Source organism: Salmonella sp. 32031103-2018-00083-FB-01-SM-01 (assembly GCF_017571995.1).
In the GTDB taxonomy this organism is placed as follows: domain Bacteria; phylum Pseudomonadota; class Gammaproteobacteria; order Enterobacterales; family Enterobacteriaceae; genus Salmonella; species Salmonella enterica.
The window spans coordinates 65,042-91,824 of the sequence record NZ_JAGEQL010000004.1 but is presented as its reverse complement, the minus strand read 5'-3'; the positions used below and the strand labels follow the sequence as shown (position 1 = coordinate 91,824).

At 53.4% G+C, this 26,783-nt stretch carries 28 protein-coding genes; 5 read left to right on the top strand and 23 right to left on the bottom strand.

Annotated features, from left to right (window positions below):
• Positions 1-476 precede the first annotated feature (476 nt).
• The 9 genes from J4614_RS13105 to J4614_RS13065 form a co-directional block, all read right to left on the bottom strand.
• Positions 477-1,661 (bottom strand): MFS transporter, encoded by a 1,185-nt coding sequence (locus tag J4614_RS13105; RefSeq protein WP_208293199.1) that lies wholly within the window; start codon positions 1,659-1,661, stop codon positions 477-479.
• 164 nt (positions 1,662-1,825) lie between these two features.
• Positions 1,826-2,821 (bottom strand): glycine betaine/L-proline ABC transporter substrate-binding protein ProX, encoded by a 996-nt coding sequence (proX, locus tag J4614_RS13100; protein WP_001216613.1) that lies wholly within the window; start codon positions 2,819-2,821, stop codon positions 1,826-1,828.
• A 69-nt stretch (positions 2,822-2,890) separates the two neighbouring features.
• Positions 2,891-3,955 (bottom strand): glycine betaine/L-proline ABC transporter permease ProW, encoded by a 1,065-nt coding sequence (proW, locus tag J4614_RS13095; RefSeq protein ID WP_208293198.1) that lies wholly within the window; start codon positions 3,953-3,955, stop codon positions 2,891-2,893.
• Positions 3,948-5,150 (bottom strand): glycine betaine/L-proline ABC transporter ATP-binding protein ProV, encoded by a 1,203-nt coding sequence (proV, locus tag J4614_RS13090; protein ID WP_208293197.1) that lies wholly within the window; start codon positions 5,148-5,150, stop codon positions 3,948-3,950. Before proV ends, proW begins: the two co-directional genes overlap by 8 nt.
• 354 nt (positions 5,151-5,504) lie before the next feature.
• On the bottom strand, positions 5,505-6,464 hold the full coding sequence (nrdF, locus tag J4614_RS13085; RefSeq protein WP_000777911.1) for a class 1b ribonucleoside-diphosphate reductase subunit beta: 960 nt from the start codon (positions 6,462-6,464) through the stop codon (positions 5,505-5,507).
• A gap of 10 nt (positions 6,465-6,474) precedes the next feature.
• Positions 6,475-8,619 carry a class 1b ribonucleoside-diphosphate reductase subunit alpha gene (gene nrdE, locus J4614_RS13080; protein WP_079822423.1) on the bottom strand — a complete coding sequence of 715 codons (2,145 nt, stop codon included), beginning with the start codon at positions 8,617-8,619 and terminating at the stop codon, positions 6,475-6,477.
• Positions 8,592-9,002 (bottom strand): class Ib ribonucleoside-diphosphate reductase assembly flavoprotein NrdI, encoded by a 411-nt coding sequence (nrdI, locus tag J4614_RS13075; protein WP_001275402.1) that lies wholly within the window; start codon positions 9,000-9,002, stop codon positions 8,592-8,594. Before nrdI ends, nrdE begins: the two co-directional genes overlap by 28 nt.
• Complete coding sequence (gene nrdH / locus J4614_RS13070) at positions 8,999-9,244, bottom strand: glutaredoxin-like protein NrdH (protein WP_000028870.1); 246 nt, start codon at positions 9,242-9,244, stop codon at positions 8,999-9,001. The genes nrdI and nrdH overlap by 4 nt, the downstream gene beginning before the upstream one ends.
• Before the next feature lie 271 nt (positions 9,245-9,515).
• Complete coding sequence (locus J4614_RS13065) at positions 9,516-9,947, bottom strand: carboxymuconolactone decarboxylase family protein (RefSeq protein WP_000209808.1); 432 nt, start codon at positions 9,945-9,947, stop codon at positions 9,516-9,518.
• 88 nt (positions 9,948-10,035) lie between these two features.
• On the opposite strand from J4614_RS13065, the gene J4614_RS13060 reads away from it, so the two are divergent.
• Positions 10,036-11,370: a PLP-dependent aminotransferase family protein gene (locus J4614_RS13060; RefSeq protein WP_001138473.1), complete on the top strand. Its 1,335-nt coding sequence runs from the start codon at positions 10,036-10,038 to the stop codon at positions 11,368-11,370.
• A gap of 83 nt (positions 11,371-11,453) precedes the next feature.
• On the opposite strand, the gene J4614_RS13055 is transcribed toward J4614_RS13060, so the two are convergent.
• Entirely contained in the window at positions 11,454-11,780 is a 327-nt protein-coding gene (locus J4614_RS13055) for a DUF883 domain-containing protein (protein ID WP_001549924.1), read from the bottom strand.
• A gap of 161 nt (positions 11,781-11,941) precedes the next feature.
• Here J4614_RS13055 and J4614_RS13050 point away from each other — a divergent pair, with 161 nt between their 5' ends.
• The gene (locus J4614_RS13050) at positions 11,942-12,292 is read left to right on the top strand and encodes a DUF2002 family protein (RefSeq protein ID WP_000281304.1); all 351 of its coding nucleotides are present in this window, start codon (positions 11,942-11,944) and stop codon (positions 12,290-12,292) included.
• A 34-nt stretch (positions 12,293-12,326) separates the two neighbouring features.
• Here J4614_RS13050 and alaE read toward each other — a convergent pair whose 3' ends face one another.
• The gene (gene alaE / locus J4614_RS13045; RefSeq protein WP_000492669.1) at positions 12,327-12,776 is read right to left on the bottom strand and encodes an L-alanine exporter AlaE; all 450 of its coding nucleotides are present in this window, start codon (positions 12,774-12,776) and stop codon (positions 12,327-12,329) included.
• An 899-nt stretch (positions 12,777-13,675) separates the two neighbouring features.
• Between alaE and stpA the strand changes: the two genes are divergently transcribed.
• Complete coding sequence (stpA, locus tag J4614_RS13040; RefSeq protein ID WP_001051100.1) at positions 13,676-14,077, top strand: DNA-binding protein StpA; 402 nt, start codon at positions 13,676-13,678, stop codon at positions 14,075-14,077.
• Positions 14,078-14,166: 89 nt separating this feature from the next.
• On the opposite strand, the gene J4614_RS13035 is transcribed toward stpA, so the two are convergent.
• The 3 genes from J4614_RS13035 to J4614_RS13025 form a co-directional block, all read right to left on the bottom strand.
• Positions 14,167-14,346, bottom strand: coding sequence for a hypothetical protein (locus tag J4614_RS13035; RefSeq protein WP_000494935.1), 180 nt, complete (start codon positions 14,344-14,346; stop codon positions 14,167-14,169).
• A 78-nt stretch (positions 14,347-14,424) separates the two neighbouring features.
• Positions 14,425-14,952 (bottom strand): rhodanese family protein, encoded by a 528-nt coding sequence (locus J4614_RS13030; RefSeq protein WP_000022011.1) that lies wholly within the window; start codon positions 14,950-14,952, stop codon positions 14,425-14,427.
• Positions 14,953-14,961: 9 nt separating this feature from the next.
• Positions 14,962-15,261: a metalloregulator ArsR/SmtB family transcription factor gene (locus tag J4614_RS13025; RefSeq protein WP_000137434.1), complete on the bottom strand. Its 300-nt coding sequence runs from the start codon at positions 15,259-15,261 to the stop codon at positions 14,962-14,964.
• Between the two features lie 182 nt (positions 15,262-15,443).
• Here J4614_RS13025 and J4614_RS13020 point away from each other — a divergent pair, with 182 nt between their 5' ends.
• On the top strand, positions 15,444-15,602 hold the full coding sequence (locus tag J4614_RS13020) for a YqaE/Pmp3 family membrane protein (RefSeq protein WP_000508175.1): 159 nt from the start codon (positions 15,444-15,446) through the stop codon (positions 15,600-15,602).
• A 99-nt stretch (positions 15,603-15,701) separates the two neighbouring features.
• Positions 15,702-16,151: a peptidoglycan-binding protein LysM gene (lysM, locus tag J4614_RS13015; protein ID WP_000522406.1), complete on the top strand. Its 450-nt coding sequence runs from the start codon at positions 15,702-15,704 to the stop codon at positions 16,149-16,151.
• A 21-nt stretch (positions 16,152-16,172) separates the two neighbouring features.
• On the opposite strand, the gene csiR is transcribed toward lysM, so the two are convergent.
• The 9 genes from csiR to J4614_RS12970 all read right to left on the bottom strand — a co-directional run bounded on the left by csiR (position 16,173) and on the right by J4614_RS12970 (position 26,715).
• The gene (csiR, locus tag J4614_RS13010) at positions 16,173-16,850 is read right to left on the bottom strand and encodes a DNA-binding transcriptional regulator CsiR (RefSeq protein WP_000126152.1); all 678 of its coding nucleotides are present in this window, start codon (positions 16,848-16,850) and stop codon (positions 16,173-16,175) included.
• 41 nt (positions 16,851-16,891) lie between these two features.
• Entirely contained in the window at positions 16,892-18,292 is a 1,401-nt protein-coding gene (gabP, locus tag J4614_RS13005) for a GABA permease (RefSeq protein ID WP_000531288.1), read from the bottom strand.
• A 133-nt stretch (positions 18,293-18,425) separates the two neighbouring features.
• Positions 18,426-19,709 (bottom strand): 4-aminobutyrate--2-oxoglutarate transaminase, encoded by a 1,284-nt coding sequence (gene gabT, locus J4614_RS13000; protein WP_031571310.1) that lies wholly within the window; start codon positions 19,707-19,709, stop codon positions 18,426-18,428.
• A 14-nt stretch (positions 19,710-19,723) separates the two neighbouring features.
• Positions 19,724-21,172 carry an NADP-dependent succinate-semialdehyde dehydrogenase gene (gabD, locus tag J4614_RS12995; protein WP_001176532.1) on the bottom strand — a complete coding sequence of 483 codons (1,449 nt, stop codon included), beginning with the start codon at positions 21,170-21,172 and terminating at the stop codon, positions 19,724-19,726.
• 21 nt (positions 21,173-21,193) lie between these two features.
• Positions 21,194-22,462, bottom strand: a complete 1,269-nt coding sequence (gene lhgO, locus J4614_RS12990; RefSeq protein ID WP_183054833.1) for an L-2-hydroxyglutarate oxidase — start codon at positions 22,460-22,462, stop codon at positions 21,194-21,196.
• 25 nt (positions 22,463-22,487) lie between these two features.
• Complete coding sequence (gene glaH, locus J4614_RS12985) at positions 22,488-23,465, bottom strand: glutarate dioxygenase GlaH (RefSeq protein ID WP_023233242.1); 978 nt, start codon at positions 23,463-23,465, stop codon at positions 22,488-22,490.
• A 301-nt stretch (positions 23,466-23,766) separates the two neighbouring features.
• Positions 23,767-25,281 carry a tripartite tricarboxylate transporter permease gene (locus J4614_RS12980; protein ID WP_000382034.1) on the bottom strand — a complete coding sequence of 505 codons (1,515 nt, stop codon included), beginning with the start codon at positions 25,279-25,281 and terminating at the stop codon, positions 23,767-23,769.
• 10 nt (positions 25,282-25,291) lie between these two features.
• Positions 25,292-25,726 (bottom strand): tripartite tricarboxylate transporter TctB family protein, encoded by a 435-nt coding sequence (locus tag J4614_RS12975; RefSeq protein ID WP_208293196.1) that lies wholly within the window; start codon positions 25,724-25,726, stop codon positions 25,292-25,294.
• An 11-nt stretch (positions 25,727-25,737) separates the two neighbouring features.
• Positions 25,738-26,715 (bottom strand): tripartite tricarboxylate transporter substrate binding protein, encoded by a 978-nt coding sequence (locus J4614_RS12970; RefSeq protein ID WP_000744413.1) that lies wholly within the window; start codon positions 26,713-26,715, stop codon positions 25,738-25,740.
• Positions 26,716-26,783 lie beyond the last annotated feature (68 nt).

The following is a 26,783-nucleotide window of genomic DNA, read 5'->3' as shown; positions in this document are numbered from 1 at the left end:
TTCAGCCGATATAGTAACGACAGTGACAAATAAAGTAAATGTATTATTAATACAAAATCATTCTTTCAGGCTATAAAGCAACCAATGATACGCAGACTGAGACGCCAGCGGGAACATTGGGCCCGGTAAAGCGCCGCCTGCGGCAAATCCAGGAATGACGAGAAAAGCGTGAGTGCCTGCATGAAAAAATCAGGAGAGAACGATAAGCGGGAGGGGCGAAAGCCGGGTAAACGGCCTTACAACCCGATGCAAAAGCCACCGGAATATCACGGATAGCTATCGGTGAACGACCTTCGAATCCTTGAACGGGCGCTATTGGCCTGGGAGCAGATGGGGATGCAGGGCTTTCCATAGAATTATATTATTCTTCACCGGTATAAAAATAACCATGATAAATGAATAGCATAACCTTAACAGACTGGGGAGCTCCTTAACACCCTAAGGAGCTTAAACAAAGGTAAACGCTCACTATCCGCTTAATTTACGGCTTCCTGTCGGTGAAAACCTCGCCACCAGACCAGTAAATTAAGTAAGGCTACCGTGACACCCGCCAGACAAACGCCGGCCCAGCCGGCATGTTGCCAGGCGGAGGCGGAAATCAGCGACCCCGCGGCGCCACCGATAAAGTAGCTGGTCATATAGCCGGCGGTGAGCCGGTTACGCGCATCCGGATGCAAACGATAGATGACCGTCTGATTGGTGATATGTACCCCCTGAACGGTGAGGTCCAGTACCAGAATGCCAATAATCAGCGCCAGTACCGAGGTGTGCCCAAGCCAGATAGCCAGCCAGGAGAGTAACAGCAGCAGTAAGCCGAACGTGGTGGTGAGGTGAGACTTACCTTTATCGGCAAATCCGCCCGCCGGACGCGCGCCTAAAGCGCCGGCGGCCCCCGCCAGGCCAAACAGGCCAATCATTCCCTCGGAGTAGCCAAACGGCGGCGCGGCGAGCAAAAAGGCCATTGACGTCCAGAGGATGCTGAAATTAGCAAAGGTCAGACAGCCCAGCAGCGCGCGGGTACGCAGCAGCTTATCGTGAATAAACAGGCTGAATACAGAACCCAACAGTTGCGGGTAGTTAAGATGGGTGTCGGATTTGAGTTTTGGCAGTCCACGCCACAACGCGACGGCCATCAGCGCCATCAGCGCCGACGCTACCCAAAATACGGTGCGCCAACCGCCGAGGTTTGCCAGCAGTCCGGCGACCGTTCGCGCCAGCAGGATCCCCAGCAACAGGCCGCTCATAATGGTGCCGACCACTTTACCGCGGGTGGCGGGCGTCGCAAGCGTGGCGGCCAGCGGAACCAGAATCTGCGCCACCACGGAGAACAGTCCGGTTAAGGCCGTTCCGAGTATCATCATGCTAAGCGACTGACTGCTGGCGGTGATCAGCATTCCGCCAGCCGCCAGCAACGTCATGGAGACAATCAGCGTTCGGCGTTCAAACATGTCGCCGAGCGGCACCAGAAACAACAGGCCAGCGGCATAGCCCAACTGCGCGGCGGTAACGATAAACCCTGCGGAGCTGGCGGAAAGCGAAAAGTGATGCGCGATGGTATCAAGCAGCGGCTGGGCATAGTAGTTGCTGGCGACCGCCAGACCTGTGGCCACAGACATTAAAACGATCAGCGCCGGGCTAAGCTCATGAGTGGGTTTCGTCATTATGGTAATCGTGATTCAGATAATTATTTCCTGGGAAAACAATCATAGCGGATGTTGATGAATAAAGGGGAACAGTGACGTGATGAATCGTGCGCTTTGAGGAGAGATTGCGTTGGCCGGATAGCAGCGCATGAACTGCGCCTTATCCGGCATAAAAAACGATCTTATTTCTGCGCGGCCAGCGCTTCTTTCACCCAGCCGTCAAACTGCTGCTGGTGGGCGTTGATCCAGCCGTCCACATGGCCCTGAACATCGGCTTCAGACGATTTACCGGCATGCATCATGGCGTTCTGCGCGTTGATATCCGCCAGCGGCAGCTTCATGATGGCGAACAGTTTCGCCGCCGCCGGGTTTTTCTCCGCCCATGCCTTATTGGCGACAATATGCATGGTATTAACCGGGAACCCATAGTTCGCGCCGTTCGGCAGTTTAGTATCAATATTTTTCTGTTCGCCCGGCAGGGAGGAGAACGGCACCTGTAGCCAGACGACATCTTTACCCGGCTTCATTACGTCGCTCACCCAGTACGGGGTCCAGGTGTAATACAGCACCGGCTTGCCTTCTTTAAAACGGGTAATGGTATCAGCCATCATCGCCGCATAGTTACCGTGGCTGACCTCAACGGTTTTTTGCAGATCAAACGCTTTATTCTGGTGATTGATCACGGCTTCGCAGCCCCAGCCCGGCGAGCAGCCCATCATGTCCGCTTTTCCGTCGCCATTGGTATCGAAGATTTTGGCGATTTTCGGATCTTTTAGCTGAGCGATATTGGTGATGTTGTACTGCTCGGCGGTTTTTTTATCGATCAGATAGCCCTGCGCAGCGCCGGAGACGAAGACACCCTCGCGGTAAAACTTTTTGTCTCCGCCTGCTGCGGCATACATATCATCATGCAGCGGCTGCCAGTTCACGGCGGTAAACGTCGCATCGCCAGAGGCGATGGAGGTATAGCCTACGTTGTAATCGACTTCACTCGGCTTATTTACGGTATAACCCAACTTTTCCAGCGCCCGGCTGACCAGTAACGTCTGGAAGGACTCTTCAGAAATAGTGCTTTGGATAGGTTGGACGGTAATGCCTTTGCCAGGCAGGTCGGCAGCGAAAGCGCTGGCGGTGACAAGGGTGGCAAACGCTGAGGCAAATATCACAGTATGTCGCATCGTTGTTCCTTTAATTATGGTAGGGAGTTGTAAGCCCGGTAAGCGCAGCGTCACCGGGCGTCAGGAGAGTTACTTAACGAAAGGGCGGGTGATTAGCCCAACAGGACCGGTGGTATACCAGCGACGGTTACCGCGGCTACGCGAGTCGCGCCCGACGGCCTGCGTCAGACGGTCCAGAATGATGGCGAGAATCACAATGCCGACGCCGCCGACGGTTGCCAGCCCCATATCAAGACGACCAATACCGCGTAGTACCATCTGGCCAAGCCCACCGACCGCAATCATCGAGGCGATGACGACCATCGAGAGAGCCAGCATCAGCGTCTGATTAACACCTGCCATAATGGTGGGCATCGCCAGCGGTAGCTGCACTTTGAACAACATTTGGCGCTGGCTGGCGCCGAACGAGCGCGACGCTTCAATTAAGTCGGCAGGCACCTGGTTAATGCCCAGGATCGTCAGGCGTATAATCGGCGGTAGAGCAAAAATAATCGTCACCACCACGCCCGGCACGTTACCGATGCCGAATAACATGACAATCGGCACCAGATAGACAAACGCGGGCGTGGTCTGCATCGCATCCAGCAGCGGACGAACTATTTTGGCCGCACGCGGGCTGCGCGCCAGCCAGATTCCCATCGGTAATCCGATCACGACGCAGAACAACAGGGCGGTCAATACCAGCGCCAGGGTAATCATCGCCTGCGACCAGGCACCGATCGCGCCGATGGCGATCAGCGATATCAGCGCCGCGATCCCCATGCCCACGCCGGAAACCTGCCAGGCAATCAGCGCAAAGAGAATAATCGCCACAGGGGCGGGCATTCCCAGCAGCAGTTGCTGAAAGCCGTTAAGGATGTAATCCACCGGCACACGAATCCCCTGAAAAAGGGGACGGAAATGGGTGACGACCCAGTCGATTCCCTCTGTGACCCAGCTATCCAGCGGGATCAGCGTCTTATGGAATGGGTCCAGAAGAGAAAAGTGTTCAGGGGCTGGCGCGGGCGCGCTGTTCAACCAGTCGGTACTGCCGCCGTCCGTGGCTACGCCTGCCGGTGTTCCCCAGGCATCAGCCGTTTGCGTCGTAGTATCGGCCACCTGTGCGGTATCCCACGGATTCGTTTGATCAGCCATTGTTACCCCCCTCGCGATCTAAAGCCTGTAGCAACATACGTTTTGAAATAATGCCAACATACTGGTGTTCTTCATCGACAACCGGCACTGCGCAGGGTGCCTGGCCGACGTGAGAGAGCAACTCGCTGAGTGGGGTTTGCGCATCAACGACTAAAGGGTCGTCGATAAGCGCCGCTTCAATCCCTTGCGCCTGGCTTAATGCCGCTTTTAATGAGTCGATGGACACGACGCCCACGAATTTATTGCCACGCTCAATGACGTAACCATATTCACGGTCTTCATCCTGTAATAATTTCAGTGCCGAACGGGGACCGAAACCTGGCGTTTTACGAATTAAGCCGACCGGACTGCGACGGGCAATATCTTTGGCGCTAAAGACCTGAGTAATATCCACGCCACGGAAGAACGTGCGGACATAATCATTTGCCGGATTATTCAGGATCTCATCCGGCGTACCAACCTGTACGACCTCGCCATTTTGCATAATGGCAATCCTGTCGCCAATACGCATAGCCTCATCAAGATCGTGGGAAATAAAGACAATGGTGCGCTGATGTTTCGCCTGTAATTTCACCAGCTCATCCTGCATTTCGGTACGAATTAATGGATCGAGGGCGGAAAATGCTTCATCCATTAATAAGATATCAGGGTTGATTGCCAGCGCGCGGGCAAGCCCAACACGCTGACGCATCCCACCGGAAAGTTCATCCGGATAGGCGTGAGCGTAATTCTCAAGCCCTACCTGACGCAAGGCGTCCAGCGCTTTTTCGCGACGCTCTTGCGCCGCGATGCCCGCTAATTCCATACCGAATGCCGTATTATCCAGCACGGTCATATGCGGCATGAGCGCAAATGACTGGAAGACCATCGCAATCTTTTTCCTGCGCACCTCGCGAAGCTCAGCGTCTGATATTTTGGCAATATCAACGCCGTCAATCAGTACCTGTCCGCGGGTGGGTTCAATCAGGCGATTGAGAAGGCGTACCATTGTGGATTTACCCGAGCCGGATAATCCCATGATGACAAATATCTCGCCTTCTTCAATGGCCAGACTGGCGTCTTTAACGCCAAGCGATAGCCCCGTTTTTTCCAGTATTTGCTCTTTCGATAGTCCCTTTTCAATATATTTGAAGGCACGCTGCGGATGCTCTCCAAATATTTTATACAGATTCTTCACTTCTAATTTAATTGCCATGCAATAGAATGATTCCTGTTATTTACTTATGTCGATATGTTACCTGATAGAAATAGTTACCTTTTTCTACCCTAACATACTCAGAATCTGAGACAACCCTGAATTTGCTTCTGGCATGAATATTGCGAGGTGCTATCGGCTGTGATTTCCCATGATATAAGGGCTGAACGCGAATGGGGAGGGAGAGATATTTTTTGAGACAACCAGCAAAAATCCACCTGAATTGGAGGAATCCAGGTGAATAATGTCACTCGTATTGAGTGTAGGACATGTTGTAATATTTGCGCGATTTAACCCGGTATTGCCTGAAATAAAGGCATGGGAAATGTAACGTTATTTCCCATGCCCGTAAGGTTAAAAATTCCAGTCTTCGTCTTCGGTTTCGACTGTTTTCCCCATCACATAAGATGAACCTGAGCCGGAAAAGAAATCATGGTTTTCGTCGGCATTCGGCGAGAGCGCGGCAAGGATTGCGGGATTCACGTCTGCCATCTCCGGCGGAAATAACGCCTCATAACCCAGGTTCATTAAGGCTTTATTGGCGTTGTAGCACAAGAAGGCTTTGACGTCGTTAACCCAGCCGGTTTCCGCATATAACGCTTCTGTGTAGCGGATTTCGTTGTCGTACAGTTCCATCAACAAATCCAGCGCGAAAAGCTTTAACTCTTCACGCTCGATTGCCGATAGTTTTTGTAGCGCTATCTGATACTTATAGCCAATATAATAACCGTGAACCGCTTCATCGCGAATGATTAAACGAATCAGGTCGGCAGTGTTCGTGAGCTTACCGCGGCTGGAGAAATACATCGGCAGCCAGAAGCCGGAATAGAACAGAAAAGACTCTAAAAAGACGCTGGCAATCTTTTTCTTTAGCGGTTCATCGCTGACGTAATGAGCCAAAATAATCTGCGCCTTACGCTGAAGCGGCGGGTTTTCTTCGCTCCAGGCGTAGGCGGCATCAACCTCTTTCGTCTGGCACAGCGTGGAAAAAATAGAACTGTAAGAGCGGGCGTGTACCGCTTCCATAAAGCTGATGTTCGACAGTACTGCCTCTTCATGCGGCGTGATGGCATCTGCCATTAACGACGGCGCGCCTGCGATGTTCTGGATAGTGTCGAGCAGCGTAAGACCCGTAAACACGCGAATGGTGAGCTGCTGTTCGGCGGCGCTTAGCGTCTGCCAGGCCGGAATATCATTCGATAACGGCACTTTTTCCGGCAGCCAGAAGTTACTGGTCAGCCGGTTCCACACCTCCAGATCTTTGTTGTCCTGGATCTTGTTCCAGTTGATGGCGCTAATACGAGATAATTTCATATGGCTTTCCTTATAGCGCGCAGGATACGCAGCCTTCAATTTCAGTACCTTCCAGCGCCAACTGGCGAAGCCGGATGTAATACAGTGACTTAATACCTTTTCGCCAGGCATAGATCTGCGCTTTGTTGATATCGCGGGTCGTGGCGGTATCGGGGAAAAACAGGGTGAGCGTCAGCCCTTGATCGACGTGGCGCGTGGCCTCGGCATAGGTATCAATAATTTTTTCCGGACCGATATCGTAAGCATCCTGATACATGTCCAGATTTTCATTGGTCATAAACGGCGCGGGGTAATACACACGCCCGGTTTTGCCCTCTTTGCGAATCTCAATTTTGGCCACAATCGGATGAATGCTGGAAGTCGCATGATTAATGTAAGAAATCGAACCGGTCGGCGGCACCGCCTGCAAATTTTGGTTATAGATGCCATAGCGCATCACATCGTCGCGCAGCTTTAGCCACATTTCTCGTGTGGGCAGCGTAATGCCGCTGCGGGCAAATAGCGCCCTGACTTTCGCCGTTTTCGGTTGCCAGTCGTCCTGTAAATACTGCGTAAAATAGTCGCCGCTGGCATAGCGCGACTGCGCAAATCCGGCGAAGGTTTTGCCGCGTTCGCGGGCCAGCCGCATTGAAGTATGCACGGCATGCCAGGTAATGGTGTAAAAATAGAAATTGGTGAAATCCAACGCCTCCGGCGAACCGTAGGCAATGCCTTCTCTTGCCAGATAGCCATGCAGATTCATCTGGCCCAGACCGATGGCATGAGAGGCGGCATTACCGGCGGCTATTGAGGGCACGCTGCGTATATGGCTCATGTCCGACACCGCCGTCAGGCCGCGAATAGCGGTTTCTACGGTACGACCAATGTCCGGTGAATCCATGACGTGAGCGATATTCAGCGAGCCGAGATTGCAGGAGATGTCATGCCCGATGTGGGTATAGTCAAGGTTATCGTCGTAACGGGAGGCGCTATTGACCTGTAAAATTTCCGAGCACAGATTGCTCATATTAATGCGACCAGCAATGGGATTCGCGCGGTTTACCGTATCTTCAAACATGATGTAGGGATACCCGGATTCGAACTGAATCTCCGCCAGTGTTTGAAAAAAGTCACGGGCGTTAATATAGGTTTTACGCACGTGTGGATCGGCAATTAATTCATCGTACCGTTCGCTAATGGCGATATCGCCAAACGGTTTGCCGTAGCGTCGTTGTACGTCATAGGGCGAAAAGAGCGCCATTTGCGCGTTTTCTTTCGCCAGCCGGAAGGTGATATCCGGGATCACCACGCCGAGAGAGAGCGTTTTGATCCGGATTTTTTCGTCAGCATTTTCCCGTTTGGTATCCAGAAAACGCAGAATATCCGGGTGGTGCGCATGGAGATAAACCGCGCCGGCCCCCTGGCGCGCGCCAAGCTGGTTGGCATACGAAAACGCGTCTTCCAGCATTTTCATCACCGGGATCACGCCGGAAGACTGATTCTCAATGCGTTTGATCGGCGCGCCCGCCTCGCGCAGATTGGAGAGTAAAAACGCGACGCCGCCGCCGCGTTTGGAGAGTTGCAGCGCCGAATTCACCGCTCGCCCGATCGACTCCATATTGTCTTCGATACGGAGCAGGAAGCAGGAGACCAGTTCCCCACGCTGCTGTTTACCGCAATTTAAAAAAGTCGGGGTAGCGGGCTGAAAGCGACCAGAAAGCATTTCATCGGTCAGTTGGGTGGCCAGCGTTTCGTCACCCTGCGCCAGCGTCAACGCCACCATAGTCACCCGATCTTCAAAGTGTTCCAGATAACGTTTGCCGTCGAAGGTTTTCAGCGTGTAACTGGTATAGAACTTCCAGGCGCCAAGAAACGTCTGGAAGCGAAAGCCGCTGGCGTGGGCGTGCTCGAACAGGCGGAGGACGAAGGCGCGGTCGTAACGCGCGAGGACAGCGTCATCGTAATACCCTTCCCGAACCAGCGTCTCCAGACGTTCATGCTGGCTGGCAAACGTCACGGAATGCGGGCGGACGTGGGCGGCAAAGAAGGCGTCGATCGCCTGCTGGTCCTTGTCGAACTGAATATGGCCTGCTTTATCATAAAGATTCAGCATCGCGTTCAGGGCGTGGTAATCCATGGTTTCCTGCATTACGCGCTCCGGGATAGTTGTTGCCAAAATTCATTTACTCCTTTTCGGACGTTATCGATGTCGCGTTGTGTGCCCATGAGCTCAAAGCGGTACAGCCAGGGAACGCCGCATTTTTGTGCTATCACATCGCCAGCGCATCCCCAGGCATCGCCGAAATTGCGATTACCGGAGGCGATAACGCCGCGAATGCGCGCCCGGTTGTGTTCATCATTTAAAAAGCGGATCACCTGTCGCGGCACCGCACCGGCCATCCCGCCGCCGCCGTATGACGGCACAACCAGAATGTACGGTTCGTCTACCTGAATTCGCTCCCGTTCATTGAGCGGAATACGCGTGGCAGGCAGCCCCAGACGCTGCATAAAACGGTGCGTATTTTCAGAGCTGCTGGAGAAGTAGACGAGCGCGCTCATGCGTTTGCCGCGTGGGGTGTCGGGTGCAGACGGTTAATCATGTCCGGGCGGAAGCCAGACCAGCTCAAATCGCCCGCCATCACCACCGGTAATTGACGAAATCCTTGCGCCCGGAGCGTATCCGCTGCATCCGGCACCAGATCGACGTTCACCATCTCAAATTCAAATCCACGGCTTTCCATCGCCCGCTTTGTGGCGTGGCACTGAACACAGTTATTGCGAGTGTAAATAGTAATGCTCATGATTCGTATTTCCATTTAAAATGAGAAAACGGCGCGATGAAACGCGTCGGATTGTCGGGTGTTGATACAGGAAATACTAGATGTAGTTGAATTAAGATTCAACCATACAAGATATGGGAATTTTCGATTGGTTTTAACGCCGCTGATGAACGCAGTGGGGTAGGGGCGGCATGGCTAATTTTTGCCGGATGGCGGCGTGAATGCCAGATCCGGCCTGCAGGTTCACGCATAACAGAGTTGGCTGACATCAGCGCCATCCGGCAACAATGCGTCACATTCGCATACCGATCGCCAGACGGTTAAAGCAGTTCATTAAACCGATGGCGAAGGTCAGATCGCTGATTTGACGCGCGCTGAAATGATCGAGCAGCGGCAGGTAAACATTATCTTCGGCGTGGGTTTCAGCAATGTGCGTCACCGATTCCGCCCAGGCTAACGCCGCGCACTCTTGCTCGCTGAAATGGTGGCTTACCCGCCATCCTGCCAGCGCATCTAATTTAGCTTGATTTACGCCAGCCTTACGCAGCGCTTTACTGTGCATCTCCAGGCAAAATGCACAACCATTTATTTGCGAAACACGCAGGTAAATCAGCTCCATCAGAGTGAGGTCAAGCGTGCTCTTTTCCAGCGCGTTTTTCGCCTGCACCAGAGCGCTGTAAACCTCCGGGCTCAGTTCATAATAGGGTTGGCGTAACGTCGTCATCATGTTTCTCCTCGTGTTGATGACGAGCACTGTAGCACTATAATGGTCTGTAAAAGAGAGCCATATTTTTACAGAAAAAGCAGACCATATGCCGCGCTATCAGCACATCGCTCGTCAGTTAAAAACGGCCATTGAGCAAGGAGAACTCGCGCCCGGAACGCGTTTGCCGTCCAGTCGGACGTGGGCGCAGGAACTGGGCGTTTCTCGCGCCACGGTGGAAAATGCCTATGGCGAGCTGGTGGCGCAGGGCTGGCTGGAGCGACGTGGCCAGGCAGGCACGTTTGTGAGCAACGCTCTACGGTTTGAGACGGCGCCGCCGATACCCGCTGTTTTTGCCGGAGAAAGTCCGGAACCGAAACCCTTTCAGATGGGGTTACCGGCGCTGGATCTCTTTCCACGCGAGAAGTGGGCGCGAGTGATGGGGCGTCGGTTGCGCACGCAGACGCGCTTCGATCTGGCATTAGGCGACGTCTGCGGCGAGGCGATTTTGCGCCAGGCGATAGTCGATTACCTGCGGGTTTCACGTAGCATTGAATGTCTGCCGGAACAGGTATTTATTACCTCCGGATATGCGGATTCTATGCGGCTAATCCTGCGTACATTGTCTGTGCCGGGAGACAGCATGTGGGTGGAAGATCCCGGTTTTCCGTTAATTCGCCCGGTGATAACGCAGGAGGGGATTACGCTGGCGCCGATTCCGGTCGATGCCGATGGGCTGAGTGTCGCGGCGGGGATGCGGGATTGCCCGCAGGGGCGCTTTGCATTGGTGACGCCCGCCCATCAAAGTCCTTTGGGGGTAGCGCTGTCGTTAACTCGCCGACGGCAACTTCTGGCATGGGCGGCGAATGTGCAGGCCTGGATTATTGAAGATGATTACGACAGCGAATTTCGTTATCACGGTAAACCACTTCCGCCGCTCAAGAGTCTGGATGCCCCGCAGCGAGTGATTTACGCCGGAACGTTCAGTAAGTCGCTCTTTCCGGCATTACGTACCGCCTGGCTGGTGGTGCCGATAAAGCAGATTGAGCATTTCCGCCAGCAGGCGTCGCTGATGCCCTGTAGCGTACCGTTGTTATGGCAGCACACGCTGGCTGATTTTATCCGTGATGGCCATTTCTGGCGGCATCTGAAAAAGATGCGTCAACATTATGCTCAGCGACGGTTATGGATTGAAGAGGCGCTGGCAGAACAGGGATTTGTCGTGACATTACAGAAAGGCGGTATTCAATTGGTTATTGAGGTTGAAGGCGATGATAAAGCGCAGGTAGCGAAAGCGAATCAGGCCGGACTGGCGGTACAGGCGCTAAGCCGTTGGCGAGTGGTTTCGTCAGGAAAGGGGGGCATTTTACTGTCGTTTACCAATATTACTTCCGCTGGCATGGCGAAACAGGTCGCATGGCAGCTTCGACAGGCGATACAGTAACCGTTTCGCCGAATGGCGCGACCTGGGCCTGCGGCAATGATGCAGGCCCAATAAAGTATGTCGCCATCCGGCAGCGCACGTCGTTAGCGACGCAGGCTGAGCAGCGCCCCGATAAAAATCCCTACCGCTGCGGCGGTTCCTACGCTACACCAGGGTTTTTCACGCACAAACGTATCCGCGCACCCCATCGCATCACAGGCGGCTTGTTTTACGCGAGTACGACCCTGCATCCGCGCCCGGGTCTCTTTCAGCAACGCCTGTGCTTTACGTCGCGCAGCCTCGGCTTCGTCTTTCGCATCGCTTCCCCAGGATTTAAGGACATCTTCCAGACTGTCGGCTAATCGATTGACATCATTCTGAATATCCTGAACACCATCATCGACGTCGTTTCGGTTCGGTTTTTTAAGCATATGATCCTCCATTGATTTCGATGTAGCTTTCAGTGTAGTTCATATTTTTACCTGCTGAGGCTTGTTACGGCGATATCATGCGTTTCTGGACTTTTCTGAAAGCGTTGATAACGCGCTATCGGGTAAGGTAAGCCCGCAGTAAAAGAGAATGAGGATAAAATATGTATTTACGACCTGACGAGGTGGCGCGGGTACTGGAAAAGGCAGGGTTTACCGTCGATGTGGTGACGAATAAGACGTATGGTTATCGACGCGGCGAGAATTATGTTTATGTTAACCGCGAGGCGCGTATGGGGCGTACCGCGCTGATCATTCACCCCAGATTAAAAGACCGTAGCTCATCACTGGCTGACCCGGCTTCGGATATTAAAACCTGCGATCACTACCAAAATTTTCCGCTCTATTTAGGCGGCGAGACCCACGAACATTACGGTATTCCCCACGGCTTTAGCTCCCGAATAGCGTTAGAACGTTATCTGAACGGGCTTTTTGGCGACGAAAAAAGCGACTAAAAGCGCGACTGGCAATGCCAGTCGCGACGTTAACTTATGCCTTAGCCTGATGATAGCTGCTCACTTTAAACAGGCGACGACAATAATCCAGGAAGTAGCCATAAACCGCGCCCATTAACATTGAAACAACAATGTTTGAACTCACGGCGGCCACTATCTGATGCCAGCCGGCGCCGACGGTCAGCAAGATGATAATATAAACGGGTGACTGAAAGGTGACATAAGCCAATACATCCGCCAGGTTTTTGGCCCATCCCGCCGGGCTTGCCTTACGCGCGACGCGCATAATCAGATCGCGGTAAACGCCGTATGGCCATGCAATCAAAATGTTGACAGGTATCGCCACCAGCCTGGAAGAAAGCGACTGCTCAAAGCTCATTCCGGAGAGGAATATCTCGATCAACATGTTCACAACAGAACAGTAAACAACCATCGCAAACGTGTCTGCTACGGCATGACGCAAGCGTGACTGTGGAGAGAACATGTTAATGCTCCTTGTAGCGTATCGATCAGAATGAAGTGATGGTTGGTAGTGAAATCATAAAGCACTTTTGTCTTTGCATAGAGTATATCCCTATATAATAACTATCAACTAGTGTAATATTTTTATTTATAGGCTTTTTGTCGATAAAATACTCTACGATTGTGTGTTTTTTGCTCGCGGCGAGATTTTCGTTGTTGTTAGTCATTAATTACTTTTAAATCAATGTATTATAATGCATTGTTTTTCTGGCGATTTTCAGCCACATTCCAAATGTTGTCAGATGCGATCTATTCTCGGCTAACGGCACGCGTTCTACTTTTCTCAGCATAATCATAGCTATTGCAGGGTGATTTTTAGCATAAAGCTCTGATGATAATTTTTGAATGGTTAATCTCTTATTATGATGAAATATTCACTTCTGTATAAGGTCAGCCACCGTGAGGGTCACCGTGGCTACTGAGATACGCAATACGCTATATATTCTATGGATTTCGAATTGCTTAAAGGCGGCAAGAGAGTGAGTCACCAGGAGCATAGATAACGATGTGACTGGGGTGAGCGGCAAATCTGCCGGGAGCAGATTTGAACGTCGCGTGCGACGGCCCGTCAGGGCGAGGCCCATGGATGGGCCGGGTAATCCGTAGCCAACACATAAGCAACTTGAAGTATGAAGGGTATAAACAGCTGAACGGGAAACCTACAGATATACCGTAGGCAGAATAACCTGAAATACACAGGGGGTAATGAATATAACCTTCTGGTTAACAGATTAATATAATTAATGGAGTTATACTGAGTATATCTGTATGAACTTTAGGATCTGGAAATATAATCAATAATCGCATACAATACCGCCTGTAATAGTTTTTTGTTTTCTGCGTTAAAAGGTTTTTATTGATATGAATTTGATGTTACAGAACTTAAATAATATCCGCACGCTGCGTGCTATGGCTCGCGAATTCTCCATTGACGTTCTTGAAGAAATGCTCGAAAAATTCAGGGTTGTCACTAAAGAAAGACGCGAAGAAGAAGAATTGCAGCAACGCCAGCTTGCCGAGAAGCAGGAGAAAATTAATGCCTTTCTGGAGCTGATGAAAGCAGACGGTATTAACCCGGAAGAGTTATTTGCCATGGATTCAGCAATGCCGCGTTCTGCTAAAAAGCGCCAGCCGCGTCCGGCAAAATATCGTTTTACTGATTTCAATGGCGAAGAAAAAACCTGGACCGGACAAGGTCGTACGCCTAAACCGATTGCCCAGGCGCTGGCGGCGGGGAAATCTCTGGATGATTTCTTAATCTAATCACGGATAACCTTTAACGGATGGCGCTTCGTTTCCTGTCTCTATTAACCGGGACTCAGGGAACGTTGCGCCATGCTCATTCTGATAAATCAGCACACGCCAAAATCGCCCTCTTCGCAATAGGGGGTGACATCTTCCGCTTTGAGGATCAATTTTTCGCCCTGCTCATTGCTGGCCTGTACCGCGACAATATGATCCTCGTTGACTTCAATCACTTTCAGTTTCGGCCCCCCCATTCGGGGCTGTACAAAATCGCCTGGTGTGAACATCACGCCCTCCTGTTGAACAATGCTATAAACCCGCCTTCAGTCTACTACACACTTACCGACGCGTGGTGAAGGTACCGCTTAATGAGTACGGGTATTCCAGGGCATTTTTTCCAGTAGTCGCGCCATTCCGCAGAAGCCGGTCATGCCTGCCAGCATTAACCCGGCCCCGACAAAACCGCTAATGAGGAAAAAGCCGCCGTGGACCGTATAGCCCAGAATCACCCCAAGCAACGTCAACCCGCCGGCGGCGATTTGCACCTGACGCATCAGTGGCAACGGTTGCGATTTGTCTTCTGTGACGGGCAATCCTGCCGCTTTCCATCCGTCGATACCGCCTTCCAGTAGACTGACCTGAGCAGGGGCGGCAATGGCCTGTAGTTTTGCTGCATTGCTGCTGGTTCGTTTACCTGACTGACAGTGAAAAATAATCTGTTCCGCTCGCAGGTTGGCGGGCAAATCGCCCTGTTCAAGCCGGGAGAGCGGCGCCAGTTGCGCATGTGGAATATGCTCGCGCAGATATTCATCGGCGTCGCGCACATCAATCAGTTTCGCGCCTTGCGCTATCAGCGCTTGCGCCTCACGGGGGGAAACTATCCCAATGGACATCGTGCCTCCTTATGGACAATAGAGATTCTTTAACGTGGCGATAATCGTATTAACCGCCTTATTTTTAATGAAATAGTGAATGCGCTGGGCATCGCGTTGACTATCAATCAGCCCTTCTTCCCGCATCCGCGCCAGATGTTGCGATGTCGCGGAGGGGCTTAGCCCGGTAATGCGCGCCAGTTCGCCTGCGCTGGTTTTTGGCGAACCGCAAAGCATACATAAAATCAGTAATCTTTTTGGGTGGCTCATCGCTTTGAGCAGGGCCGCCGCCTGTTCTGCGCTGGCCTGAAGTTGTTCAAGCTCTGTCATAGTTATTTAAGCATTTTCTAAATTTAGTTAATTCTAAAATAAACGTCAACCTGATGCCAGCGTAAAAAGCGTAAAGGAGGGTAAAAGCGCGGCGCGCGACTGGCAGGCTCAGGTAAACTGACTATGCTTAGAGATAAAATCTCTTTTTAAACAATGACTAATTTTGCTTGTATGGAGTGTATATGGGTTTCTGGAGAATTGTATTTACGATTATTTTGCCTCCGCTCGGCGTACTTTTAGGAAAAGGGTTCGGTTGGGCATTTATCCTTAATATCCTGCTGACATTACTCGGATATATTCCGGGGCTTATCCACGCATTTTGGGTTCAGATGCGTCATTAATTACCGGCCACCGGCGGCGCATAAGCGCCGCTTATCAGGATAACCTCATTCCCTCTGCTACACTTTTCTTTGTGTGTATTTTTGACAAGCGAGGTGAATATGGGACTTTTCAATTTTGTAAAAGATGCAGGTGAAAAACTCTGGGACGCGGTAACCGCTAATCATGATAAGGACGATCAGGCGAAAAAAGTCCAGGAACATTTAAATAAAACGGGAATACCCGACGCTGACAAAGTGAATGTGCAAATTGCGGATGGAAAAGCGACAGTGACGGGTGATGGGCTGAGTCAGGAGGCAAAAGAAAAAATTCTGGTTGCCGTGGGGAATATCGCCGGGATTAGCAGCGTTGACGATCAGGTTAAAACCACGACGCCAGCGGCTGAAAGTCAGTTTTATACCGTAAAATCAGGCGACACCCTGAGCGCTATTTCAAAGCAAGTGTATGGTAACGCCAATCTGTATAATAAAATCTTCGAGGCAAATAAACCGATGCTGAAAAGCCCGGAAAAAATATATCCGGGACAAGTGTTGCGTATTCCTGAAGAATAATGGCTATCAGGCCGCGCCAGGCTACATTTTTCCTGCCATCGCCTGGCGAATAATGGGAATCGGCGTCAGCAAATGCTGACGCATTAATTCGCTGGCGCGTGCCGCCTCGCGCGCCAGTATCGCTTCGGTTAGCGTGTGATGCTGAATATGTTTATCTTCCAGCATCTCGACGGACAGAACGGTTTCACGTAACCAAATAAAGCGGTAGCGGGCCGCCAGGTCAAATAAGCGTTCACGCATCTGTAGCAGATAGTGGGAGCCGCACCCGGCGACAATGGCGGAATGGAACGCCTGGTGGCGCTGGTCCCATTCATCGAGCATATGTTCACTGGCATCGCTGGCTTCCAGTTTACTGAGCATATGCGCTCGCGCCAGGATCTCCGCCTCCCACGCATCATCGCCGCGTTCAATCGCCAGGCGTACCAGCATCGCTTCCATATTGGCGCGCGCGTCAAAAATATCGAGGAGTTCCGCCTCTGACATGGATGCCACGCGATAGCCTTTTTGATTCACCACGGTGACCAGCCGTTCCGCCACCAGTTGCGACAGCGCCTCGCGCAGCGGCCCTACGCCGAGCGCATAGCGGGCGGTTAATAAACTCATCCGCAGTTTCTCATCCGGCTGATAAGTGCCGCGAATAATGTCATTTTTAAGCCAGCGATAGCCATCTATGGCCGTCGGTTGGGAAAGGGCGGTCATCTTTTACTCCTGAGAAGCTTCCCGGCTGACGCCGGGAATAACTAACGTAGGTTTTGCAGGGGGGCTTTTTGCCACCTTATCAGTTTTTTCCAGCGAGACATAATGGGTACAGTACCTATTATGCCCAGCCCTAACAGCCCCGTCGAAATGACTTCTAATTGCTGTGCCGGTCGAAACAGCATCACCACCAGGACAAAGCAGATAAAGCCGATAACCAGCCAGGTGAGCCACGGATAAAGCCACATTTTCAACTTAATTTCTCCGCCCTGCGCCAGCAGAATTTTACGCATCCGCAATTGCGAAATCGCAATCACCAGATAGACCAACAGCGCGATGGCGCCGGAACTGTCGATAAGAAATTTAAACACTTTTGCCGGGGCGTAATAATTGACGACAACGGTTAAAAACGCCGCGCCGGTAGAGAGGAGAACCGCCACCCAGGGCGTTTTGCTACGGTTAGTTTTTCCCATTATCGCAGGCGCATCGCCGCGGCGGCTAAGGGAATAGAGCATCCGGGAGGCGGTATATAATGCGGAGTTCAGACAACTGGTCACCGACAACAAAATCACGCAGTCCATAATGAATTTTGCGTGCGGAATATGAAGCAGCTCCAGTACCGAACGGTACGAACCTACGCTTTTCAGACCCGGCATATTCCACGGGATCAGCGCCACCACCACAAAAATGGAACACAGGTAAAAGATGGAAATTCGCCAGATAACAGAATTGGTGGCGCGTACGATATGTTTATCCGGCGTATCGGATTCCGCGGCAGCAATAGTGACGATTTCCGCGCCCATAAAAGAGAACATGGTGATCAACATGGCGCTTAACACCGCGCCGAAGCCGTTAGGCATAAAACCGCCGTGATCCCATAGCCGGGAGATACCGCTTACCTCGGCATATGGATAAAAACCGCTAATCGCCGTCGCGCCCAGCGCGATAAACGCCAGGATAGCAATCACTTTACATAGCGCCAGCCAGAATTCGAATTCGCCGTAATTTTTGACGCTCAATAAATTGCTTCCAGTTAAGGCAAGCGTAATCACTAATGAAAATAGCCACACCGGAATACCCGGTATCCATGAATTCAGAATAATGGCGGCAATATTGGCCTCCAGCGGAATAACCAGCACCCAAAACCACCAGTATAACCAGCCGATGGTATACCCGGCCCAGGGGCCGATCGCTTTATCCGCATAGGTGGAAAAAGAACCGGTATCCGGCGTGGCGACGGCCATTTCAGCCAGCATTCGCATAATCATGACGACTAAAAGTCCTGCGAACAGATAGGCCAGCAGTACCGCAGGGCCGGCCTCCGCAATCGCCACGCTGGAGCCGACAAACAGGCTGGCACCGATGACGCCGGCGATCGATAACATGGTGACGTGGCGTGATTTCAGCCCGCCCCCTAATGCATGTGATTCTGACAATTGCCCCATCCTAAAACCTCTTTATTGTTATTGCGCTCGTTTACCGGATGGCGCCTGGCTTAATTATTCGGCCTACAATCGAAACGGTTTTTGTAGGCCGGATAAGACAGTTACGTCGCCATCCGACGCTGCTTATTGGACATTACGCTTGTTTCGCCTCATCAAAGCACTGGGCGATAATCTCCAGGCCTTGCCGAATCTGCGAGGCCTCAATAGTGAGTGGAACGAGGATGCGCAAGATGTTGTAGTAAGGACCGCAGGAGAGCAGAATTAACCCTTTCTCGCGGGCGCGGGCCACAATGTCGGCGGTCAGAGTCGCGTTCGGTTTGCCGGGGTCGCCATTTTCGAACAACTCAATGGCGATCATGGCGCCCAGTCCGCGCACGTCGCCAATCTCACGGTGCGTTTCCGCTATCTCCATCAGGCCATCGCGCAGCGTTTTGCCAAGCGTATTTGCCTTTTGCAGTAGATTTTCCTGCTCGAAAATGTCCAGTACCGCCAGCGCGGCGGCGCAGGCAATCGGGTTTCCGGCATAGGTGCCGCCCAGACCGCCCGGCGCGATAGCGTCCATCACGTCTGCCCGGCCGGTAACGCCTGCCAGCGGAAAGCCGCCGGCGATCGATTTCGCAAACGTGGTAATATCTGCCGCAACGCCCATCTGTTCCATGGCGAACAGCGTACCGGTCCGGCCCGCGCCGCTTTGCACTTCGTCGGCAATCAACATAATGCCGTGTTGGTCGCATAGCGCGCGCAGTCGCTGCATAAACGCGGGAGAGGTGGCGTAAAATCCGCCTTCGCCCTGTACCGGCTCAATAATAATGGCGGCGATATCTTCCGGCGCGGCATCATTTTTAAAGATGCGTTCAATGCTGGCGATCGCGTCGTCATCGCTGATGTTGTGAAGCGGGCAAGGATAAAGCGCGCGGTAGACGTGGCCTGGCATCAATCCCATACCAGCAGAGTACGGGTGTACTTTCCCGGTCAGAGAGAGCGTGTAGTGGGTACGACCGTGGTAAGCGCCGCTAAACGCGATAGCACCGCTGCGTTTTGTCGCCGCGCGGGCGATTTTCACGGCGTTTTCAACCGCTTCTGAACCGGTCGTGACCAGCAACGTTTTTTTGGCGAAATCGCCCGGTACCTTCTGGTTCATGCGTTCGCACAACGCCAGGTACGGTTCATAGGCCAGCACCTGAAAACAGGTATGCGACAATTTCTTCAACTGCGCTTCGACCGCTGAAACAATGCCCGGATGTAAATGACCAGTGTTCAGGACGGCAATGCCGCCCGCGAAATCGAGATACTCACGGCCTTCGACATCCCAGACCCGACAATTTTCCGCCCGCTCGGCGAAAATCGGGTGAATCTGGCCCACGCCGCGAGGAACGGCGTTATGACGGCGCTGCATTAAAGCGTTATTGGTATTCATTAGCGACTCTCCTGTTAAAGGCCGATGCACATATATTTGATTTCTAAATAATCTTCGATGCCGTATTTGGAACCTTCACGGCCTAATCCGGAGGCCTTAATACCGCCGAAAGGCGCGACTTCGTTGGAGATAATGCCGGTATTAATACCGACGATGCCGTATTCCAGCGCTTCGCCGACGCGGAAAACGCGGCTTAAATCGCGTGCATAAAAATAGGCTGCCAGGCCGAACTCGGTATCGTTAGCCTGCCTGATGACATCCGCCTCGTCGCTGAAGCGGAACAGAGGCGCGAGCGGCCCGAATGTCTCTTCTTTGGCGACTTTCGCGTTATCAGGAACATCCGCCAGAATGGTCGGTTGAAAGAAGTTGCCGCCCAATTTGTGCGCTTCACCGCCCGTGATGACGCGGGCGCCTTTTTCCAGCGCATCGGCGATATGCTCCTGGACTTTCGCCACGGCTTTTTCATCAATCAGCGGCCCGATAGCAACGTCGGCTTGCAGACCGTCGCCGACCGCGAGCTTATTTACCGCCTGGTTGAGTTTTTCCGCAAAACGATCGTAAACGCCGTCCTGAACATACAATCTATTGGCGCAGACACAGGTCTGCCCGGCGTTGCGAAACTTCGAAGCCAGCGCGCCTTCGACGGCTTTATCCAGATCGGCATCGTCAAAGACGATAAACGGCGCATTGCCGCCCAACTCCAGCGACACTTTTTTAATGTCTTTGGCGCATTGTTCCATTAGCTGGCGGCCAATCTCCGTCGAGCCGGTAAACGACAGTTTGCGTACCAGCGGGTTGCTGGTCAGCTCGCCGCCGATATCGCCTGCCGAACCGGTAACGACGTTAAATACGCCTGCGGGAATTCCGGCGCGCCGGGCCAGTTCCGCCAGCGCCAGCGCGGAAAACGGCGTCTGGCTGGCGGGTTTGAGTACCATTGTGCAGCCTGCGGCCAGCGCGGGGCCGGCTTTACGGGTGATCATTGCCGAGGGAAAGTTCCACGGGGTAATCGCGGCGGTGACGCCGATGGGCTGCTTAATCACCAGCAGCCGTTTATCGGCCTGATGACCTGGAATCGTGTCGCCATAGATACGTTTCCCCTCTTCGGCGAACCATTCAATAAACGAGGCGGCGTAGCTAATTTCGCCTTTCGCTTCCGCCAGCGGTTTGCCCTGTTCCAGCGTCATCAGACGCGCCAAATCGTCCTGATGTTCCATCATCAGATTGAACCAGCGACGCAGGATATTGGCTCGCTCTTTGGCGGTGAGCGCGCGCCAGGCGGGCAGGGCGCGATTGGCGGCGTTGATGGCGTCGCGCGTCTCTTCCGCCCCCATTTTGGGCACATTGCCGAGCGGTTTCCCGTTGGCGGGGTTGCTCACGGGGATGACATCGCCGCCGCGCGCGTCGCGCCAGTCGCCATCGATAAAGGCCTGCTGGCGGAACAGGGTAGAGTCGTTAAGTTGCATAATTGCTTCCTGTCTGAAGGGTTAACGGGTAAATGCGGCGTGTAATGCGTCCACGCTGCGTGCCGCACGCAGCGTACGTCCGGGGTTGCTCTGGCTTGCGCGTAGCGCCTGAACTTTGCTGACGATATGCGCGCCGATAGGTATCGCGGATGTCGCCGCCGGGGAGGGGGCGTTACAGGTGTGAATGGAACGCGGCGTCGTGACAAACAGAAAATCATCAATCAGTTTGCCGTCCGGCGAAACCGCCTGCGCCCGCACGCCTGCCGGCCAGGGCTGGAGATCGTTGACGGTCAGGCTGGGGCAATACTTTTGTACTCGCCGCAAATAGCCGCTTTTGCACAGCGAGTTTTTCATCTCGCCCAGTCCGGAAAGCAGATGGTTTTGCAGTACGCGGCGAATGCCGGCGGAGCGGAAAATCTCCAGGGTGTCGGTGAAGGAAACGTCGCGCTTACGGTAGCCTTCGCGTTTAAGCGCCAGCACCGCATTCGGCCCGACCGTGACGCTGCCGTCGATCATGCGGGTAAGATGGACGCCGAGAAACGGCATTGCCGGATCGGGGATCGGGTAGATCAAATGGTTAACGATCCGGTTGTGTCGCGGGGCCAGACGAAAGTACTCGCCGCGGAAAGGGCAGATAATAAAACCGGGCTCCACGCCCAGCATTTTGACCAGCCGATCCGCCATCAGTCCTGCACAGCCGATAAGCGTAGCGGTTTCTATTTCCCGACCTTGCGAGGTGCGAATAACAACGCCAGCGGCATGTTCTGTTAGCGCGCTGACCTCGGCATGGTAGATGATCTCGCCGCCTTTGGCCTGAAAGCGGTTCGCCATGGCCGTCGCGACATCGCGATAGCTGACAATCCCGCTGGAAGGGACAAAAATCCCGCCCAGGCCAATGATATTGGGTTCGCGTTCACGCAGCTCCGCCGCGCTTAACCACTCGCGCTCTAAGCCGTTGGCCGCCGTCCGCTCCCATAGCGCGCGCATCCGCGCCATTTCCAGCTCCGAGGTGGCGACCAACATTTTGCCGCAGGTGTCGTAGCGGATGTTGTTTTGATCGCAAAAGGTTTTGGTCGCCTGATTGCCTGCCAGACAAAACTGCGCTTTGAGGCTGCCGGGTGTGTAGTACACCCCGGCATGGATCACGCCGCTGTTATGCCCGGTCTGGTGGCAGGCTGGCGCGAACTCTTTTTCCAGCAACGCGATGCGCGCATCCGGGTAGACATCAATAAGTTGCATGGCGGTCGACATGCCGATAATGCCGCCGCCGATAATCACAAAATCATACATCCGCGTAATTCCTTCGCCGTGGCGCTTATTGGTGAGTTTGATAATGGCTGGCGGCGTAGGCGAAGTAACCGCGCTGGCGCATCAGTTCGCGACGCAAGTCAGGATGCGGCGTAAAACGATCGCGTCCATGTAGCCAGAACAGATTGTTAATCAACAGGAATTTGCCGACCGGTACCGGTACGGAGAGGATGTTTTGACTGGTTTCCAGCGCGTCTGAAAGCTCGCTGAGCCAGACGCCTTCTTCAAAGTCTTTTGGCTGGACGAACTGGTCGATATAACGCATGACCGGGCGGCCTTGTTGGTCGACATCAAACACCGGGTGCCAGACGTCATGGATAACATTCTTGCTTGGCGGCGCCGCCCAGCGCATGACGCGACGCGCCAGCGGATGGGTAAAAAACGACTCCAGATGTTCCCAGTCATCAAGGTGCAGCAGCAGCGAATTACCGCCTTCCATATTCTGTTCGTCGATTTTCATCATCAGCACGTAGTCGGTCACCTCCTCAACATAGGTACCGTCATTGTGCAGTTCCATTACGCGGTGGGGCTGGCGCAGATAACTGTCGGAGTTGTCGACGTTTTTGACCACGAAACGCGCGTAATACTGGCCGCTCATCGCATCGTAGTTGGAGCGACCAATAAGATGCGCCACCGCCGTCGCCAGTTTGACCATCTCTTCTGCCTGTGCGACATCATCGATCCCTTCGGCGCTGATCAACAGCGCGCCTTGTGCACGGTTGAGGAGCGTTTTGATCAACAGCGGTTGTAGCTGATTGCCGCACAGATCGTCGAGGATCTTGCCGATTTTGAAACGTAAGAAAGATTTGTATTCCAGCGCCTGCACCGGCCACTGCGCAACCTGATGGAGAAATTGTCTTGTGGTATCCGCCGTAAACGTTAACGCCAGCAGGCGCGGCGACTGCACCGAAGGGGCAAGGGTGAAACCAGTATGGCGTTGGGCTAAATCATCTGTGTTCGCTTTTACGGCAGTCAGTGCATTCATCAGAATCATTCCTCTCGGTAGATGGTCAGGGAGACATGGCGATGCTCATTTCGTAGCCATAAATTAAAAATATCGACATTTTTCAGGAACGCGTATGAAATAACCGCTTTTGTTTAATTATTGTGATCAAAAACAACAAATATTTAACAATGCGAAAGGTGAGGTTAACGGCGCCACGAGCCTGACAACGGCAAGAAGGGGGGTAAAATGAGCGAGTTATGGGAGAGTGATGCTGGCGGGGTTGCCCGGCCTGGCACATGAGCGCGTAGGCCGGACAAGTACAATGTATTTCAGCAGTCAATTAACCGGCGTCAACCTGCGGTTTACGGCTGTGTTTACGGATCAGACGTAACACTGGCGGTACGACAATGACCATGATCGCCATGATCAGCAGGGCTTTGGCAACGCCGCTTTGCCACAAAATCGCCATATTGCCGTTACTGATGGAGAGTGCGCGGCGCAGGTTCTGCTCCAGCATTTCCCCCAGTACGAATCCCAGGATCAGCGGCGACATGGGGAAGTGCATTTTACGTAAAATGTACCCTAACACGCCGAGCGCGACCATCAGCACCAGATCGAAGGTGGTGCTGTGTACCGCATACACCCCTACCGCCGATACGGCAGCGATGGCGGGTACCAGGAACCACAGCGGAATGGTGAGCATACGGGTAAACAGACCGATCAACGGGATATTCATGATCAGCAGCATCACGTTCGCAATCAGCAGCGCAGCGATGAGTCCCCAGACGATATCCGGCTGTTCGGTGAACATCGCCGGGCCTGGCGTGATGTTGTACAGCGTCAGCGCCCCCATCATCACTGCCGTAGTGCCGGAACCGGGAACGCCCAGCGTCAGCATCGGGATGAAGGAGCCGCAGGCAGAGGCGTTGTTTGCCGCCTCCGGCGCCGCGACGCCGCGAATATCCCCTTTGCCGAAGCTATCGCTGTTGCCGCTGAGTTTTTTCTCGGTCATATAGGTAATGGCGCTGGCGATGGTCGCCCCGGCGCCGGGCAATACGCCGACAAAAAAGCCGATTACCGAAGAACGCAGGGTGGTGCCGATACACTGCGCGCCTTCTTTCAGGTTGAACAACATTCGACCCGTTTTGCGGACCATTGTTTGCCCGCTGCTGGTATGTTCCAGCATTAAAAGTATTTCTGATACCGAGAACAGGCCGATCACCACGACGATAAACTGTACGCCGTCGGAAAGATGAACGCTGTCAAAGGTAAAGCGATAAACCCCGGTGTTGGCGTCCACGCCGACGGTCGCAAGGCCAAGACCGATCAGCGCTGCCAGAAATGATTTAAGCGGGTTTTGCGCCATCATGCTGCCAAGACAGGCGATGGCAAAAACCATTAAGGCGAAATATTCCGCCGGACCGAAGGCCAGCGACCATTGCGCCAGTAAAGGGGCGAACAGAATGATGCCGCCGATAGCGATTAATGAACCGAAAAATGAGCTGACTGCGGAAATCGACAGCGCTACGCCGCCTTTCCCTTGCTGCGCCATTGGGTAACCGTCCAGCGCCGTCATGATCGCCGCCGCATCGCCGGGGACGTTGAGCAATATGGAGGAGATCCTGCCGCCATACTCACAGCCAATGTACACCGTCGCCAGCAGAATTAGCGCCGACTCCGCAGGCAGATGCAACGCAAAGGCCAGCGGCAGTAAAATTGCCACGCCGTTGATCGGTCCCAGGCCCGGCAGCAGACCGACGATCGTGCCCACGAAGCAGCCAATCAACGCGATAACCAGGTTTTCCGGCGTCATCGCCACCGCAAAGCCCTGAGAAAGATATATCCAGGTATCCATCGTTGCTCCGTTAACTCAGCCAGGCGCCGAGAGGTAAGGTGACATCAAGCAGCCGGTCAAAGGCATACCACAGCAGAATGCCTAATACCGCGCCGGAGATACCCGCCGCTGGAATCGTGGCGCCGAACAGCATCCCGATAACCATGGTGAGAAGCGCGGTGGCGATGGGAAAACCCAGCCATTCGAATCCCCAGGCATACATCAACAGGATGATGATCATGGTAACTAGCTTTTGCAGAACATGGCGGCGCGGCCAGCTCACCGTGTCGGGATGGCGCAATAACAGCGCCAGCGCGCAGAGCGCCATCAGGCCGATAATCCCCAGCGGAAAAGGGCGGGGGCCGACGGGTTCATAGCTGTATTCGCTTTGGATCCGCCAGGCGATGAATAGCCCGGCAATACAGAGCAACAGCCAGATACCCGCAAAGATACGATCGCTCATCATTGCCTCCGCGATTATTTCGCGAGTCCGAAGGCTTTCGCCTGTTCACGGTAATCAGTAACCTGTTTTTTCACGTAGTCATCGAGCTGCTGGCCGGTCATGTCGAACTCAAACAGGCCGCGCAGATCGCGCTGCTTTTTAAACTCGTCGGTTTGCTGAAGCTTCTTGAAGGTATCCACCCACCACTGGTAATCGGCATCGCTGACTTTGGGCCCGACGTAGAAGCCGCGAATAATCGGCCACACCAGGTCGTAGCCCTGTTCTTTAGCGGTAGGGATATTGGCAAGCTGGCCCGGCAGACGATTTTCTGAAAAGACGGCAAGCACGCGGATTTTGTCGCCGCCCAGATAAGGCACCATTTCACTGAGATCGCCGGAGACAACCTGAACATGGTTGCCCATTAATGCTGTCACCGGCTCGCCGCCGCCCTCAAAGGCAACGTAGCGCATCTTGTGCGGGTCGACGTTCGCCTTTTGCGCCAGCAACGCCGACTTCATCCAGTCCTGGCTGCCAATAGAGGCGCCAGCGCCAATGACCACGCTGTTGGGATCTTTTTCCATCGCCGTCATCAGATCTTTCAGCGTTTTCCACGGGGAATCCGCACGCACGGCGATCATGCCGTAATCAGTGCCCACGCTTGCCAGCCAGCGCACATCATCCACGCCGTAGCGACCAAATTTTCCCTGCGACAGGTTGAGCAGCGAACCGCCGGAAAAGGCGACCACTGTCCCGGGTTCGCCAGGGCGTTGGGCGACTATCGCGTTATAGGCCACAGCGCCGACGCCGCCGGGCATATACGTTACCCGCATGGGTTTCTCGATAGCGCCAGTCTCCAGCAAACTCACCTGAATCAGCTTACAGGTAAGGTCGAAACCGCCGCCAGGTTTGGCTGGCGCGATACATTCCGTTCGCGACGGCGCCTCCTGCGCCAGAACAGAGGTACTCATTAATAAAATGCTTGCAGTAAGGGTACGAAGTAATTGTTTTTTCATTTTTTATCCTCACGCCGGACGTCCGGATTTTTCAGGTTCGGAAGAAGATTTTTGTGATTATGTGAGCC